The organism is Pseudotamlana haliotis, assembly GCF_008806375.1.
GTDB lineage: Bacteria > Bacteroidota > Bacteroidia > Flavobacteriales > Flavobacteriaceae > Pseudotamlana > Pseudotamlana haliotis.
In genome coordinates this window covers 125,855-143,342 of the sequence record NZ_WAAT01000037.1, presented here as the reverse complement: position 1 = coordinate 143,342, position 17,488 = coordinate 125,855, and the positions used below count along the sequence as shown (strand labels likewise).

The window sequence follows — 17,488 nt, the reverse complement described above, 5'->3', positions numbered from 1 at the left end:
ACATTATTTTATTTTAGTAAACGGCACTTTGTTTTCCATGGCATTGACTATGAAATGGTCTTCTAGTCCGTTTACAATCCAAGTTTCAATATTGGCATTTTTGGCTAAGGCTGCTGCTTCAATTTTAGAAGCCATACCTCCACTGCCGTGTGAAGACTTGGTATTTACTACTTCTGTTTTTAAGGCATCAAAATCTACGACTTCTGCAATGGTTTCAGGCTTGTTATTTTGAATGGAAGCTTTGGTGTAAATGCCATTGGTGTTGGTGGCAATTATGTATAAATCAACTCCCAAAAGCGCCGCCGTTAAAGCGCCTAGTTTATCATTGTCACCAAATTTAATTTCATCGGTGGCAACGGTATCATTTTCGTTGATGATAGGGATGTAGTTGTTATTTACCAAGACATTGATGGTATTCACAATGTTTGTTTTACTTTCCTGTTTTTCAAAATCTGAATAGGATAACAAACATTGTGAACTCAACAAACCGTATTCTCTGAAAATTTCCTGATAAATACGTATTAAATGCGGTTGTCCAATAGAAGCTAAAGCTTGTTTTACAAAAAGTTCTTCACGTTGACTTTCCAGCTTTACAAACTGTTTAGCCACCGCAATGGCCCCTGAGCTTACAATAATAAACTCGTATGAATCTTGAAGTTGCGCAATTTGATTGGCGATATCTTCAATTTTACCTCTGGAAATATTATCGGTTTCCTTGGTAAGTGTATTAGACCCTACTTTTAATAAAATGCGTTTTTTCTTCATGTATTGAAAACCTCACTAACAATAATCAGTTATTGTTATTAGCAAGTACTCGCTTAATTATCTAATTTGTCCATTTCCATGAACATACCACTTGTTTGTTACTAAATGCTGTAAACCAATTGGTCCACGTTGGTGTAATTTATCAGTACTAATCGCTAATTCACCACCTAAACCTAATTGACTACCATCGGTAAAACGTGTTGAAGCATTGTGATAAACGGCAGCTGTATCAACATTTTCCATAAAGGTTTTTGCTACAGCGTCATCAGTTGTTATGATTGATGAAGAGTGTCCGCCAGAATATTTATTGATCATAGCAATTGTATCTTCAACTGAATCAATCTCACCAATCACAATTTTATAATCTAAGAACTCTTCGTACCAAATATCATCAGATTCAAACTGAGAAATCCCATCATATTTAGAAGTTTCAGCGTCTCCTAAAATTTCAACATCAAATTCTTTTAATTTTGAAATTAAGCGTTTTATGAAATCTTCTTTGTTTGGAAGATTTTTATCGATTAAGACTTTATCAAGGGCATTACAAGCGGAAATTTTTGCCGTTTTCGCATTAATAATCACCTTCATAGCAAGATCTAAATCGGCTTTAGGATGTACATACACAAAGTTATTTCCACGACCACTAATAATCACAGGGCAATTGGCGTGTTTTTTCACGAAAGCGATTAAACGCTCACCACCTCTAGGCACCATTAAATCCACTTGCTGTGTAGGATTTTCAAGGAAGGCTTGTGTTTCTTCTCTGTTGAACTGTAAATATTCTACCCAATCAGTAGACGCACCATGCGCTTCAAGCGCTGCGTGCCATAATTCAACAATTTTTAAGTTTGACCTTAAAGACTCTTTACCTCCTTTAAGCAAAATTTTATTTCCAGACTTAAAAGCAATTCCAGCCGCCTCAACAGTTACATCAGGACGTGATTCATAAATAATTAAAACCGTACCAAAAGAGGCTGTTTTATTATATACCTGCATCCCATTGTCGTGCTTAAACGCAAAGCGCTCAACACCAACAGGGTCATCTTGAGAAGCTAAGTGGGTTACCGACTTAATCATTTCATCTACTTTTGAATCGTCTACTTTTAAACGATCGTACATAGATTTATCGTCACCATTATAAGCGTCTAAATCTTCTTTATTGATATTAATTATAGCTTCGCGTTCTGCTTCTAATAGCTCTCCCATTTTAAGCAATACGGCATTTCTTGTTTCTATAGTTAATAATGTGTTCATTGTAATTTTTTTTTAAATGTTTTGTGTCTGCAGTTCTTCTGCAGCTTCAACCTCAGGTAATGCTTCTATTAGGGCTTCATAAAACATATTGATATGCTCTTTTCTAACAGTTAACGGAGGCAGAATTCTTAATAATTTTTTATTTGAAGCGCCACCAGTAAAAATATGATTGTCATAAATAAGGCGTTTTCTTAAGTCGCCAACTTCAAAGTCAAATTCTAATCCGAGCATTAAACCTTTTCCTTTAATCTTTTTGATATGCGGAATGGTTTTAGCAATTTTTACAAAATACTCAGACATCACTTTGGCATTTTCCATCAGTTTTTGGTCTTCTATAACCTCTAAAACCGATATACCTGCTGCACATGCTAGGTGATTACCGCCAAAAGTGGTACCTAACATACCAAATTTAGCTTCTATGTTTGGGTGAATTAAAATGCCTCCAATCGGAAAGCCATTACCCATGCCTTTTGCCATCGCAATAACGTCTGGTGTTACATTATAATGTTGATATGCAAAAAACTTACCTGAACGCCCGTACCCCGATTGTACCTCATCGGCGATAAAAAACGTATTGTTTGCTTTACAAAGTGTATCGACTTTTTCAAAAAACTCAGCGGTTCCTTGATCTAGGCCTCCTATGCCTTGAATAAACTCTACAATAACCGCACAAACATCACCTTTTTCTAGTTCAGCTTGAACACCTGCGATGTCGTTCAATTCTAGAATCGTGACTTTCTGTTGTGCATTAATTGGTGCAACAATATTTGGGTTATCGGTGGCTGCAACAGCTGCCGATGTACGTCCGTGAAAACCATTTTTAAACGCTACAACACGTGATTTCCCTGTTTTAAACGATGCTAATTTTAAAGCATTCTCATTAGCTTCAGCTCCAGAATTACATAAAAACAATTCGTAATCTTTACAACCTGAAAGCGCCTCTAGTTTATTGGCTAACTTCACTTGCAAAGGATTTTGAATCGCGTTTGAGTAAAATCCAAGTGCTTCAACTTGTTTTGAAATCGCTTTCACATACTTAGGATGTGAATGTCCGATGGAAATTACAGCGTGCCCCCCGTACAGATCTAAATATTCTGTACCATTCTCATCATAGACGTAAACACCTTTTCCTGAAACTGGCGTTACATCATAAAGCGGGTAAACGTTAAATAATGGCATAATTATTACTTTAATTAATTAGTTAGATATCTATCAAAAGCAGCCGAGACCACTTTTAAAGTGAGATTTTGGCTAAAATCCCGAATTTTATTTAGTTGTTGTACAAAAATAACCATTTTTGATACCTTTATCGCTAAAAGACTGTGTTTCCTTATGTTAACATTATCAAAAATCATTATTTAAAACCTTAAAAGCCTCTTAAAAATAAGTCGCTTTTAAAGCTAATCCTGTGGTTTCTTCTAAACCAAACATTAAATTCATGTTCTGAACCGCTTGTCCAGAGGCCCCTTTTAAAAGGTTATCAATAATGCTTGTTACTAAAAGTTTCCCGTTGTGTTTATGCAAATGAATTAAACACTTCGTTGTATTCACCACTTGTTTAAGGTGTAAAAAATCATCTGAAACAAAGGTAAAAGCCGCATCTTTATAATAGGCATTAAACAAGTCTTTGGCTTCTTCAACCGAGCCTTCATAATCGGTATAAACCGTTGCAAAAATTCCTCTTGAGAAATTTCCGCGATTTGGCATAAACAGGATTTCCGATGAAAAATTGCTTTGTAATTGTTTCACCGACTGGTTAATTTCCCCTAAATGCTGATGCGTAAAAGGCTTGTAATACGAAAAATTGTTATCACGCCAGGTGTAATGCGTTGTAGCAGATAATGACGTTCCTGCGCCTGTAGCACCAGTAACCGCATTAATATGCACATCATTGTTCAACTTATTAGCTTCAGCCAGCGGTAAAAGCGCCAACTGAATAGCTGTTGCAAAACAACCAGGATTTGCTAAATAATTAGCTTCTTTAATCGCTTCGCGTTGTAATTCTGGCAATCCATAGACAAAGGTTTTCCCTTTGAAAACCTTATCGGCTTCCAATCTAAAATCGTTTCCTAAGTCAATAATTTTTGTGTTTTCAGAAAAGGTATTAGCTTCTAAAAACTTCACAGAATTTCCATGACCTAAACATAAAAACAGCACATCAACATCTGGATTTACGGTGTCTGTAAATTTTAAATCTAAATCGCCTACTAAATCCTGATGTACTTTGCTTATTTGGTTTCCAGCGTTACTGGTACTAAAAACAAAGTTAATTTGAGCTTCTGGATGATTGATTAATAATCTAATCAATTCTCCTGCCGTGTAGCCTGCGCCACCTATGATACCAACTTGAATCATTATTTTGAATTTACTTGTTGATAGATTTTATTTTGATTACCTAAGATTTTGATAAATCCTTTAGCGTCATCTGCAGTCCATGCTTTGTTTTCTTCACCATAGGTACTAAACTTACTAGACATTAAATCATGACTAGAAACAATACCGTCTAATGAAAAGTGATATGGTTTTAATGAAACCGTCACATCACCCGAAACCATGTTTTGAGAACTCTGTAAAAACGCTTCCATATCTCTCATTACTGGGTCTAAATACTGGCCTTCATGTAAATGCATGCCGTAAAAACTAGACAAATATTCTTTGTGTTGTAGTTGCCATTTTGTTAGAGTGTGTTTCTCTAATAAATGGTGCGCTTTTACAGTAATTAACGCTGCAGCAGCCTCAAAACCGACACGTCCTTTAGTTCCAACAATCGTATCACCAACATGAATATCTCTACCAATTGCATATTTAGAAGCGATATCATTTAGTTTTTCAATATTTATTTGAGGTTCATTTTCACCCCCATTTAAAGCCGTTAACTCACCGTTTTTAAAAGTCAGCACAACTTTTTCTTCCCCTTCTTTTTCTAATTGAGATGGGTAAGCTTCACTTGGTAATGGTTTTTCAGATTCTAAGGTTTCAACACCTCCAACACTGGTTCCCCAAAGTCCTTTATTTACAGAATATTTTGATTTCTCCCAAGGCATATCAATACCTTCAGATTTTAAATAATCAATTTCTTCTTGTCTTGTTAATTTTTCATCTCTAATTGGGGTGATAATTTTAATACCAGGTGCCAATGTTTGAAAAATCATATCGAAACGTACTTGATCATTCCCTGCTCCTGTACTCCCGTGAGCAATATATTCTGCACCAATGCTTTTTGCATATTCTACGATTTCAATCGCTTGAATAATACGTTCTGCACTTACAGAAAGTGGGTAAGTACTGTTTTTTAATACATTTCCAAAAATTAAATACTTCACAACTTTCTGATAAAAAGTTGCTACCGCATCAATACTTTTATAACTTGTAACCCCCATTTTATAAGCGTTACTTTCTATGTGCGTAATTTCTTCTTTAGTAAAACCGCCTGTGTTTACACTTACCGCATGAACGTCGTACTCCTTTGATAAACTTACTGCACAGTATGAGGTATCTAATCCACCACTGTATGCTATTACTAATTTTTTCATTTTACTAACTCTATTTATATAACTTATTTTTTATTTTATTTGTCCTATTTCTGCTGCAAAGCAAGCATTAACATAATACCTGTAATTGAGTTCATCTCTTAATTTCCCTAATTTCTCAAGCTCTTCAACCAAGACTTTAGACATTTTAGATAGCGACACATGGGTCATTCCTAACAACTCATTGTAATGATGTACCTTGGTTGTTTGCGCAATTGATATTAGAAATGTATCGCTAAACAACTCGGTCATTTTATACATTAATAATAAACCAAGGTTGCAGCTTCTATAGATATTGTCTACCCATAGCGATGAACGTTCGTATACAAAATGCCCTTTAACCTGGTGCTCATGAACAAAAATATGGCCATAAATTACTCCAGATTTTTTTAAAACAAAACACCCATTCCCAACTCGTTTTCTAAGCATTTCTACATTTACATAATATAATGTAGGCAACTCTTTAGATCGTTCTGAAATCGTTTCTAATGATTTATTTGAAAGCTTGTAAACAAGTTCTATTTCTAGTCCTTCCTTTTCGCAGTAAGCTTCCGCTTCTTCAATCACGCCTTCTAGTTCAATGTCCAATATTGTCTCCATTTTTAATTCATGCTTACTACAGCACAATTACATAATTAGTAAAACACGAGCCAATCAGCTCAATATGGGGCTAAATAACACACTAAAACACGCAGGTTTCAACATAAAAACTTAACCAAAATTACACTTTAATAAATAACGAAAATCCGAAAGCGAACCGCTTTCTTAAACTGACTAGCCCCTAGGGGCGGTTTTGAGGAATACGCGCAACAACTGGTTTAGTAAACATGACTAAAACACAAGAGATAAGAGATATGTTGCTTCCTGTTTTCACTGAATAACTACCTTAACTATTAACTCTAAATCGTCGGCAAAAGCCCCTTTCGTTAATATAAGGCGTAAAATTACAACTTATTATGAACAATGCAACAAAAAAAAGATGAAATTGTATAATTATTACTAATTGAATGCGTCATCCATAATAAGTCAAAATTTTGCAAGACTTTTTTATCATTTACAAATTATAGCTTTAAGGAAAATACACCTTATAAAATATAATCTGTACTGATAAAATTAGAGGTCTTTTTCTCTAATAATTCTGTAAGAATGGCATTATTATATTCGTTGTCTTTTGATGCTACAAAGGTTCTAATTGAAAAAGAACGCAAAGCATCATGCACACTTAAAGTTCCTGATGCCGAATCTTTACGCCCTGTAAAAGGATAAACATCTGGGCCACGTTGGCATGAACTGTTTAAGTTTACACGACATACTAGGTTAACTAAAGTGTCAATTAATGGAGACAAAGTATGAATGTTTTTACCAAACAAACTCACTTGCTGACCATAATCTGATTCTGCCATATCGTCTAAAGGCTCTTCAATATCTGAAAATGGAATCACAGGAATTACCGGTCCGAATTGCTCTTCCTCATAAACACGCATATCTTTAGAAACAGGATATAAAACAGCAGGGAAAATATAGTTCTTGCATGTTTCACCTCCTTTTTTATTTAAAACCGTTGCACCTTTTTCTAAGGCATTATCAATTAATTCTTGAATGTACGCCGGTTTATCTACTTCTGGAAGCGGTGTTAATTTTACACCTTCTTCCCAAGGGTTACCAAATTTAAGTTGATCTACTTTATAGGCAAAACGTCTGTTAAATTCTTCAACAACAGATTCATGAACATAAAGTACTTTTAAAGCTGTACAACGTTGCCCGTTAAAAGACAAGGTTCCTGCGATACATTCATCAACGGCTAAATCTAAATCGGCATCTGGCAATACAATCGCTGGGTTTTTAGCCTCTAGACCTAAAACCATGCGCAACCTATTTCCTTTTGGGTGTTGGGCTTGAAGAATGTTAGCGGACTTACTATTCCCTATTAAAGCAAGTACATCGATGGCTCCAGATTTCATTATTGGCGCTGCTAATACACGTCCGCGACCATAAACAATATTCACAACACCTTCCGGAAAACTGCTTTGAAAAGCTTCTAAAAGTGGAGATATTAATAACACCCCATGTTTAGCAGGCTTAAAGATTACAGGGTTTCCCATAATTAAAGCTGGAATTAACAAGGCAAACGTTTCGTTTAATGGGTAATTATATGGTCCTAAACATAAAACCACCCCTAATGGCCCGCGACGAATATGTGCATAAACACCAGCTGATTTTTCAAATTTAGCTGAAGATCTATCTATTTGCTTGTAAGCTTCAATCGTATCGTAGATATACTCTACCGTTCTATCGAATTCCTTTTCTGAATCTGGTAAATTCTTGCCAATCTCCCACATTAAAAGTTTTACAACTTCTTCTCGCTTAAGTTTCATTTGCTCTACGAAAGCTTCCATACACGCAATTCTATCGGCTACTTTCATAGTTGGCCATAGTCCTTTACCATTATCATAGGCAGCTGTCGCAGAATCTAAAACTTCTAAAGCTTCTTTCTCCCCTAACTGCGGAATCGTTCCTAAAAGTGTTGGCTTATACTCTGGAGTTGATGAAATGGTTGAATATACTTCGGCCGTATCGCCTTCCCAAGCTTTTAGCTCTCCATTAACGAGATAGGTATTTTGATGAAATAGTGATGTTATTTTGTAGGCTTCTGGAATTTCCTGGAAACTGGTTTTCATGATATTTTATGTTTAGCATGCCTGATGGTGCTCTATTAATTTAAATATAATAGCAGACATTACATTTAACCCAAAGTAACTGAAATTTGCCTTAAATCGACAGATAAACCTTTGATATTTTGAAGGAATGAAACGAAAACGTTTTCGAGGAATTGAAGCTTTTTAAACCAAAAACTGAAACAAGTCGGGCTTATCATTGAGGTAATCACCAAAAAAATTACGCTGTTTCATTTTAGCAATGAGCGGCTCTAAATCTGCTGATGATTTTAACTGCACACCAACTACTGCCGAACCGTTTTCTCGATTGGTTTTTTTAGCATATTGGAAGTAGGTAATATCATCATTTTCACCTAAAATATCCACCACAAATTCTTTTAAAGCTCCGGCACGTTGCGGAAAATTCACAATAAAATAATGCTTTAAATTGGCGTATAATAAAGCGCGTTCTTTAATTTCTGGTGTTCTGGTGATATCATTATTACTACCACTTACCACGCACACAACGTTTTTACCTATAATGTCTTCCGCATAGAAATCTAAAGCAGAAATACTCAAAGCACCAGCGGGTTCAACCACAATAGCATCTTTATTGTAAAGCTCTAATATAGTTTCACAAACTTTACCTTCCGGAACAGTTAGCGTCGCATCTAAATTTTCTTTACAGATGGTAAAATTTAAATCACCAACTCGTTTTACAGCAGCTCCGTCAATAAACTTTTCGATATAATCCAGCTCGGTATTCTTATTATTTTCGATAGAAACCGTCATAGAAGGCGCGCCTTGAGGCTCTACTCCTACAATTTTTGTGTTTGGAGAAAGCTCCTTAAACACGGAAGATAATCCTGAAGCCAAACCGCCACCACCAATGGGAATGAACACATAATCGATAGGTGTTTTAGCTTGCTCTAAAATTTCTAAAGCTACTGTAGCCTGACCTTCAATGACTTTTTTATCATCAAAAGGATGGATGAATGTTTTGTTTAGAGCGTCACATTCTTCAATAGCTGCCTTACTCGCATCATCAAAAGTGTCACCAACTAATTTGATTTCAACAAAATCATCACCAAACATCGCTACCTGCTCTACTTTCTGTTTAGGCGTTGGTGTAGGCATAAAAATGGTGCCTTTAATTTGAAGTAATTTGCATGACAAAGCCACACCTTGAGCATGATTTCCGGCGCTGGCACATACCACTCCATGTTTAGCTTGATCTTTAGTAAGCGAACTGATTTTATTATAAGCGCCTCTAATTTTATAAGAACGCACTTGCTGAAGGTCTTCACGCTTCAAATAAATGTTTGCGTCAAACTGTTTAGAATACCTTAAGCTATGCCCTAAAGGCGTAACTGCCGATACGTTTTTAATCGTATCGGCAGCTACCTTTATATCACTTAACTTAGGAAAATATGTGTTTTCCTTGTTCATAAGTTGAAATTTAAACTATTGGCTTCATAGCCGTCATAGAAGATCTTAAGAACTCACCTACTTTTTCAACTGGGTGATTTCTTAATGCTTTGTTTACTGCAATAAGTTTAGCGTTATCTACAGCTTCACCGTTATCTTTAGCGTAAGCTTTACCAATAACATCTGTACTCACTGTTTTCATGAAATCAGCTAATAAAGGCTTACAAGCGTGATCAAATAAGTAACATCCGTACTCAGCAGTATCAGAAATCACAGCGTTCATTTCGTATAATTTCTTTCTTGCAATCGTGTTAGCAATTAATGGTGTTTCGTGTAAAGACTCGTAGTAAGCAGAAGCATCAATAATTCCAGAATCTACCATAGCTTCGAAAGCTAATTCAACACCAGCTCTTACCATAGCAACCATAAGCAATCCGTTATCGTAGTACTCTTGCTCTGAAATCTCAACATCTCCAGCAGGTGTTTTTTCAAATGCTGTTTCAGCTGTAGCAGCTCTCCATCCTAATAAATCTTTATCATCATTAGCCCAGTCTGCCATCATTCCTGCAGAAAAACGACCTTCAATGATATCATCCATATGCTTTTGGAATAACGGACGCATGATATCTTTTAATTCTTCTGATAATTCAAAAGCTTTAATTTTTGCTGGGTTAGAAAGACGATCCATCATGTTAGTTACCCCACCATATTTAAGACCTTCAGTTACAGTTTCCCAACCATATTGAATTAATTTAGAAGCATAACCTGGCTCGATACCTTCTTCAACCATTTTATCGAAACATAAAATAGAACCAGTTTGTAATAAACCACAAAGAATAGTTTGCTCACCCATTAAATCAGATTTCACCTCAGCAATAAAAGAAGATGCTAATACACCAGCTCTATCACCACCAGTTGCAACTGCATAAGCCTTCGCTTGTGCCCAACCTTTTCCTTCTGGATCGTTTTCTTCGTGAACCGCGATTAATGTTGGTACACCGAAACCTCTTTTATACTCTTCACGAACCTCTGAACCTGGAGACTTAGGCGCCACCATAATTACAGTTAGGTCTTCACGAATTTGCATCCCTTCTTCAACAATATTGAAACCATGAGAATAAGCTAAAGTCGCTCCTTTTTTCATTAAAGGCATAACGGCCTTTACCACATTGGTATGTTGCTTATCTGGCGTTAAGTTTAATACTAAATCAGCTTTTGGAATTAACTCTTCGTAAGTTCCTACTTCAAAACCGTTTTCTGTTGCGTTAACAAAAGAAGCACGTTTTTCAGCAATAGCAGCATCACGTAAAGTATAAGAAATATCTAATCCAGAATCTCTCATGTTTAAACCTTGATTTAAACCTTGCGCCCCACAACCTACAATGACAACTTTCTTGCCTTTTAAAGCGTCTACTCCATCAGCAAACTCTGAAGTGTCCATGAATCTACACTTCGATAGTTGATTTAATTTATCTCTTAACGATAAGGTGTTAAAATAATTTCCCATTTTTAATTTAATTGTTATTATTGATTATTGAATGCGCTAAGCAATTCGGTTATTTTCATTTCATCTTTAGTTACAGCAATACGTCCTGAACGTACAAACTGCATAATACCAAACACATTTAAATCGCGACGTAAAGCTTCTATTTCGTTTCTTCTTCCTGATTTTTCAAGAACAAAAAACTCTTTGTTTACGGTTACAATACGTGTGTTACTTTCTTTGATTATATTTTGAATTTGAGGCTCCTCAAATAACAACTCTGATTTTATTTTGAACATACAAGATTCTGTAAAGATAGTCTCTTCATCGGTGTGATAATATGCTCTTATAGTCTCAACTTGTTTTTCAATTTGCTTTACAATTTTCTCTGCTCTTGATTTTGTTAAATTCACTACAATAACAAAACGGTTTACCCCATCGATTTCTGATTGCGATGTGGTTAAACTTTCAATATTGATATGTCTACGCTGAAAAATTGCTGAAATACGATTTAATAAACCGATGTTATTTTCGGTGTAAACAGAAATCGTAAATGTTTTTATATCTTCACTCATGTCTTTTCTTTATTTAGCTTAATCGTACATCTGAAACGGATGCTCCAGAAGGAATCATTGGAAATACATTATCTTCCTTTTCAACACAAACTTCTAAGAAATAAGAGTCTTTTGAAGCGATCATTTCTTTCACTGCAGCTTCCATATCCTTACGATTGGTCACGCGTTTTCCTTCAATGTGATAGCCTTTGGCGATGGTTACAAAATCAGGGTTGGTCATTTCAGTAGAAGCATAACGCTTATCGAAAAACAGTTGCTGCCACTGACGCACCATTCCTAAAAACTCATTGTTTAAAACCACAACTTTCACTGGTACTTTCTGTTGAAAAATGGTTCCAAGCTCTTGAATGTTCATTTGAAAACCACCATCACCAATAATTGCAACAACCTCACGGTTAGGCGCTGCCATTTTAGCACCAATAGCTGCTGGAAGCGCAAAGCCCATAGTTCCTAATCCGCCGGAAGTAATATTACTTTTAGATACATTAAAATCGGCATAACGACAAGCAATCATTTGGTGTTGTCCTACATCAGAAACAATAGCCGCATTCCCTTCAGAAGCGATATTGATTTGTTTGATCACCTCACCCATGGTTAAACCTTCTTTGGTTGGGTTCACATCTTTATCAATAACCGCATCATATTCTATTTGATACAAGTCTTTAAATTCTTTTAACCAAGATTCATGGCTTTTTTCCTCTAAAGCTTCAGCTAACATGGCTAAACTTTCTTTAGAGTTTCCTAAAACAGCTACATCAGACTGCACATTTTTATTAATCTCAGCAGGGTCAATATCAAAGTGAATTACTTTAGCCTGCTTCGCATAAGTGTTTAAATCGCCAGTAACACGGTCGTCAAAACGCATACCGATGGCAATTAATACATCACATTCATTGGTTAATTTATTTGGCCCGTAGTTACCGTGCATCCCTACCATACCTACGTTTAAAGGATGAGTTGATGGTAATGCAGAAGCTCCTAAGATGGTCCATGCAGAAGGAATCCCTGCTTTTTCAACCACTGCTTTTAATTCTGCTTCAGCTTCACCAAGAATAACACCTTGCCCCCAAACAATCATGGGTTTTTTAGCACTATTAATTAATTCCGCGGCAGCGTTAACAGCATCTTGACTTGTTTTTGGAATTGGGTTATAACTTCTAACCCCTTTACATTTTTCGTAGTTGAAGTCTAACTCACCAAACTGTGCATCTTTAGTAATATCAACTAACACAGGCCCTGGTCTTCCGCTTTTAGCGATATAAAAGGCTTTAGCAATAGCTGCTGGAATATCTTCAGACTTAGTAACTTGTACGTTCCATTTTGTAACTGGTGTAGAAATACCAACAATATCCGTTTCTTGAAAGGCGTCGCTACCTAATAAGTGCGAAGCCACCTGCCCTGTAATACATACTAAAGGCGTAGAATCGATTTGCGCATCGGCAATTCCTGTAATTAAATTTGTTGCTCCTGGACCTGAAGTTGCCAAAGCCACACCTACACGTCCTGAAATACGCGCAAAACCTTGAGCAGCGTGTGCAGCTCCTTGTTCATGACGCGTTAAGACATGATGAATTTGATCTTGAAATTTATATAATTCGTCATAAACCGGCATAATAGCACCTCCTGGATACCCGTAAAGAATATCAACACCTTCGGCTATTAAAGACCTTACAACTGCTTCGCAACCTGTAATTCGTTGTGTTTTATTTGCCACTTCTTCTTTGTTTAATGTTTTTGTTTCCATAATTCACAATTTTTAATTTGTGAGATTCCCGATGACTCGGAAATGAAAATATCTTTTTATGCGTCTGTAACACAGCCTTTAGATGCTGAAGCTACAGATTTGGCATACTTATATAGAATTCCTTTTTTATGTTTTAATTCTGGTTGAACCCATTGTGCTTTTCTTTCAGCTAATTCTTCATCAGAGATAAGTACATTAATTGAATTATCTTCAGCACTTATTCTAATTTTATCACCTGTTTTCAAGATACCAATAGTTCCTCCATTTTGTGCTTCTGGCGTTATGTGACCTACAACAAACCCGTGTGTTCCTCCAGAAAAACGACCATCTGTAATTAAAGCTACAGATTTCCCTAAACCAGCACCCATAATTAACGAGGTTGGTTTAAGCATTTCTGGCATCCCTGGACCACCTTTAGGACCAACATAACGGATGACGACGACATCTCCTTTTTCAACTTCCCCGTTAGAAATTCCTGTATTTGCAGCTTGTTCACCATCATAAACCACCGCTTTTCCTTCAAAAAGCAAACCTTCGTTTCCTGAAATTTTTGCTACAGCGCCTTCTTCAGCCAAGTTTCCGTAAAGGATTTGTAAATTCCCTGAAGATTTTAAGGCCTTATCTTTTGGATAAATAACGTCTTGATCATTTTCAAATTCTAATGGTTCTACATCTTTCAAGTTTTCAGCTAAAGTTTTACCAGTAACCGTCATACAATCACCATGTAAATAGCCATTATCTAATAGATATTTCATAACCGCTGGCGTTCCACCAATACCGTGAACATCTTCCATCAGGTATTTACCACTAGGTTTTAAATCGGCTATTAACGGTGTTCTATCACTAACACGTTGAAAATCCTCTAATGTAAATTCAATATCTGCCGCATGAGCAATCGCTAAAAAGTGTAGTACCGCATTGGTAGAACCTCCTAAAGCGTTTACAATAGCAATAGCGTTTTCAATAGACTTTTTAGAAATGATATCTAAAGGCTTTAAATCTAACTCTAATAGATTTTTAACCGCTCTTGCTGTTCTTTCACTTTCAGAAAGTTTGTTTGGGTTTTCAGCAGGAATCGATGAGTTATACGGTAAAGCAAAGCCCATACATTCTATCGCCGAAGCCATCGTGTTTGCTGTGTACATCCCTCCACAAGCTCCCGCTCCTGGAATGGCACTTTTTATAATTTCTCTGTATTCCTCTTCATCAATTTCTCCAGCCACTTTCTGACCTAAAGCTTCAAAAGCAGATACAATATTTAATTTTCTTCCTTTATATTTTCCTGAAGCAATCGTACCACCGTACATCATAACAGATGGACGATTTAAACGCAACATCGCGATAACTGCTCCTGGCATATTTTTATCACAACCTACAATAGAAATTAAGGCATCGTAGCTTTGCGCATTCATGACCGTTTCAATAGAATCGGCAATGATATCACGAGAAGCCAATGAATAATTCATTCCTGAAGTCCCCATAGAAATACCATCACTAACACCAATAGTATTAAACCCTAAACCAACGAGTCCTGCAATGTTACATTCAATTTTGACCTCATCTTTCAACCCGTTTAAGTGCATGTTACATGGATTTCCATCATAACCGGTACTTGCAATACCTACCTGCGCTTTATTCATGTCTTCATCAGTCAATCCTACCGCATATAACATGGCTTGAGATGCTGGTTGAGATTCATCTTGAGTAAGCCTTCTACTATGTTTATTAAGTTCTTTCATGTTTGTTGCAAATAATTTTATGCTTTTTCTTAATTTATATGATTATTCTAAGTTTTATCAACTTATCAATACATATTCTTTAAAATCTTAAATAAGATTCGAAAGTAATTTATTAAGGCGTCATCAGCCCTTATATTTATTATTTCTGGTTAAATTCACAATCATAAAAAACAATTCAACGAACTGATATTCAGCTATTTAAACCGATATTTTTATGATGTTCAAAAATGAAAAAAAATGGCATAAAAAAAGCCTTCCATTTTGGGAAAGCCTATAAAGTTTATTTCAATTAAATTATAGCATTCCCTAGCCTTGTGAGATAATCACAATGACAATAATAGAGATGACTTGGATAATTTGATTTTTCATATTGAAGCGACAAATATTCGTAAATTAAATTTAAATAGCAATTATTTCTTAAAAAATAAAAAAGCCCTGTTCATTTTCTTTATTTTTTTTACTTTTGCGGCACAAAACAACAGAGGAAAGATTTGACTGATTGCAACCTCTTTATGTTGAGCATGTTTCAACATAAATAAAAATGCTAAAGGCAGTGTAAACTTCCTTCGACGTATTCGTCAAATCTTACTGTAATTTAATATTTTATGGCTTATTTATTCACTTCGGAAAGTGTTTCTGAAGGGCACCCAGACAAAGTAGCAGATCAAATTAGTGACGCTTTAATAGATAATTTTTTAGCTTTTGATACCGAATCGAAAGTGGCTTGTGAAACTTTAGTAACTACAGGGCAAGTTGTTCTTGCAGGAGAAGTAAAATCGACCACTTATTTAGATGTTCAAAAAATTGCTAGAGACACCATCAACAAAATTGGTTACACCAAAGGCGAGTATATGTTTGATGGCAATTCATGTGGTGTATTATCGGCAATTCACGAACAATCGGAAGACATCAACCAAGGTGTAGACCGTGGCAGTAAAGAAGAGCAAGGTGCGGGTGACCAAGGAATGATGTTTGGTTACGCGACCAACGAAACTGAAAACTTCATGCCTTTAGCTTTAGATTTGTCGCACTTAATTTTACAAGAACTTGCTGAATTAAGAAGAGAAAATAAAGACATCACCTATTTAAGACCAGATTCTAAAAGTCAGGTGACTATTGAATATGACGATAACAATGTACCTCAGCGCATAGAAGCGATTGTTGTTTCAACCCAGCATGATGATTTTGACGAAGATGAAGCGATGCTTGCGAAAATTAGAAAGGATATTGTTGATATTTTAATTCCTCGTGTCATCTCAAAACTTCCTGAAAGTTTGCAGAAATTATTTAACGATGATATTAAATACCACATCAACCCTACAGGGAAATTCGTAATTGGAGGTCCTCATGGTGATACCGGTTTAACGGGACGTAAAATTATTGTAGACACCTACGGTGGAAAAGGTGCTCATGGTGGTGGTGCTTTCTCTGGAAAAGACCCAAGTAAAGTAGATAGAAGTGCTGCTTATGCTACAAGACACATTGCCAAAAACCTTGTTGCGGCAGGTGTTGCCGACGAAGTTTTAGTACAAGTAAGTTATGCAATTGGTGTTGTTGAACCTATGGGAATCTTTATTGATACTTATGGAACTTGTCCGTTTAACATGACCGATGGTGAAATTGCTGAAAAAGTAACTCAAATTTTCGATATGCGCCCATTTGCTATTGAAGAGCGCCTAAAATTACGTGCTCCTATATATAGTGAAACTGCGGCTTACGGACACATGGGTCGTAAAAATGAAACGGTTACTAAAACCTTTTCTCAACCGTTTGGTGAAACCGTTACTCTAGATGTAGAATTATTTACATGGGAAAAACTAGACTATGTTGATCAAGTAAAAACTGCTTTCGGATTGTAATTCGGAATGTTTTAAAAATAGATATTAAAAAAAGCCTCACATTTTTGTGAGGCTTTTTTCGTTTTATATATGAGTTGAAAAATTCACTAAAACCATCAATCTATTAATAATGGAATTATATTCTAGAATTTGAACAATGCTACAGTACCATTAATCATCTCTAGTTAAAACATTAAACAACTCTTGTTTGAATTCATGTTTTCTAAATATCTCAAACCCTATTCTCTAAACGAACGAATACTCTAAGTGAAATTCTTTTAAATTATTCAAAATGTTATCTAAATTCAATTATTCATCTTTACTTTAATGTATTAAAAATTATTAATTAGTCTAGATCTGTTATTATATTAAAAACCCATCAAATAAATGAATATATTTGTTTAGACCTACTTAAAAGAATTTTATAAAAAATCATATTAAATCATCTGTGATTTTTAAAAACGACTTCAAACCTACA

Annotated in this window: 13 protein-coding genes; 1 reads left to right on the top strand and 12 read right to left on the bottom strand. The window is 35.7% G+C overall.

The features are described from left to right. Nucleotides 1–3: 3 nt before the first annotated feature. The 12 genes from proB to ilvD all read right to left on the bottom strand — a co-directional run bounded on the left by proB (nt 4) and on the right by ilvD (nt 15,172). Entirely contained in the window at nt 4–765 is a 762-nt protein-coding gene (proB, locus tag F6U93_RS06880; protein WP_150938171.1) for a glutamate 5-kinase, read from the bottom strand. Nucleotides 766–822: 57 nt separating this feature from the next. Beyond that, nucleotides 823–2,019 carry a glutamate-5-semialdehyde dehydrogenase gene (locus F6U93_RS06875; RefSeq protein WP_150938169.1) on the bottom strand — a complete coding sequence of 399 codons (1,197 nt, stop codon included), beginning with the start codon at nt 2,017–2,019 and terminating at the stop codon, nt 823–825. A gap of 12 nt (nt 2,020–2,031) precedes the next feature. After that, nucleotides 2,032–3,198, bottom strand: coding sequence for an aspartate aminotransferase family protein (locus F6U93_RS06870; RefSeq protein ID WP_150938168.1), 1,167 nt, complete (start codon nt 3,196–3,198; stop codon nt 2,032–2,034). A gap of 198 nt (nt 3,199–3,396) precedes the next feature. After that, nucleotides 3,397–4,374, bottom strand: coding sequence for an N-acetyl-gamma-glutamyl-phosphate reductase (gene argC, locus F6U93_RS06865; RefSeq protein WP_150938166.1), 978 nt, complete (start codon nt 4,372–4,374; stop codon nt 3,397–3,399). Continuing rightward, on the bottom strand, nt 4,374–5,552 hold the full coding sequence (locus F6U93_RS06860) for an argininosuccinate synthase (protein WP_150938164.1): 1,179 nt from the start codon (nt 5,550–5,552) through the stop codon (nt 4,374–4,376). The genes argC and F6U93_RS06860 overlap by 1 nt, the downstream gene beginning before the upstream one ends. Nucleotides 5,553–5,582: 30 nt before the next feature. Continuing rightward, nucleotides 5,583–6,149 (bottom strand): hypothetical protein, encoded by a 567-nt coding sequence (locus tag F6U93_RS06855; RefSeq protein WP_150938161.1) that lies wholly within the window; start codon nt 6,147–6,149, stop codon nt 5,583–5,585. Nucleotides 6,150–6,634: 485 nt separating this feature from the next. After that, nucleotides 6,635–8,227 carry an NADP-dependent glyceraldehyde-3-phosphate dehydrogenase gene (locus F6U93_RS06850; RefSeq protein ID WP_150938159.1) on the bottom strand — a complete coding sequence of 531 codons (1,593 nt, stop codon included), beginning with the start codon at nt 8,225–8,227 and terminating at the stop codon, nt 6,635–6,637. A gap of 162 nt (nt 8,228–8,389) precedes the next feature. Continuing rightward, nucleotides 8,390–9,652: a threonine ammonia-lyase IlvA gene (gene ilvA / locus F6U93_RS06845; protein ID WP_150938157.1), complete on the bottom strand. Its 1,263-nt coding sequence runs from the start codon at nt 9,650–9,652 to the stop codon at nt 8,390–8,392. A 10-nt stretch (nt 9,653–9,662) separates the two neighbouring features. Next, the gene (gene ilvC / locus F6U93_RS06840; protein ID WP_150938155.1) at nt 9,663–11,138 is read right to left on the bottom strand and encodes a ketol-acid reductoisomerase; all 1,476 of its coding nucleotides are present in this window, start codon (nt 11,136–11,138) and stop codon (nt 9,663–9,665) included. A 17-nt stretch (nt 11,139–11,155) separates the two neighbouring features. After that, the gene (gene ilvN / locus F6U93_RS06835; protein WP_150938153.1) at nt 11,156–11,689 is read right to left on the bottom strand and encodes an acetolactate synthase small subunit; all 534 of its coding nucleotides are present in this window, start codon (nt 11,687–11,689) and stop codon (nt 11,156–11,158) included. Nucleotides 11,690–11,702: 13 nt separating this feature from the next. Continuing rightward, nucleotides 11,703–13,433 (bottom strand): biosynthetic-type acetolactate synthase large subunit, encoded by a 1,731-nt coding sequence (gene ilvB / locus F6U93_RS06830; RefSeq protein ID WP_150938151.1) that lies wholly within the window; start codon nt 13,431–13,433, stop codon nt 11,703–11,705. 56 nt (nt 13,434–13,489) lie between these two features. Further along, the gene (gene ilvD, locus F6U93_RS06825) at nt 13,490–15,172 is read right to left on the bottom strand and encodes a dihydroxy-acid dehydratase (protein WP_150938148.1); all 1,683 of its coding nucleotides are present in this window, start codon (nt 15,170–15,172) and stop codon (nt 13,490–13,492) included. A gap of 605 nt (nt 15,173–15,777) precedes the next feature. Here ilvD and metK point away from each other — a divergent pair. After that, nucleotides 15,778–17,031: a methionine adenosyltransferase gene (metK, locus tag F6U93_RS06820; RefSeq protein ID WP_150938146.1), complete on the top strand. Its 1,254-nt coding sequence runs from the start codon at nt 15,778–15,780 to the stop codon at nt 17,029–17,031. The last annotated feature ends 457 nt before the right edge of the window (nt 17,032–17,488 follow it).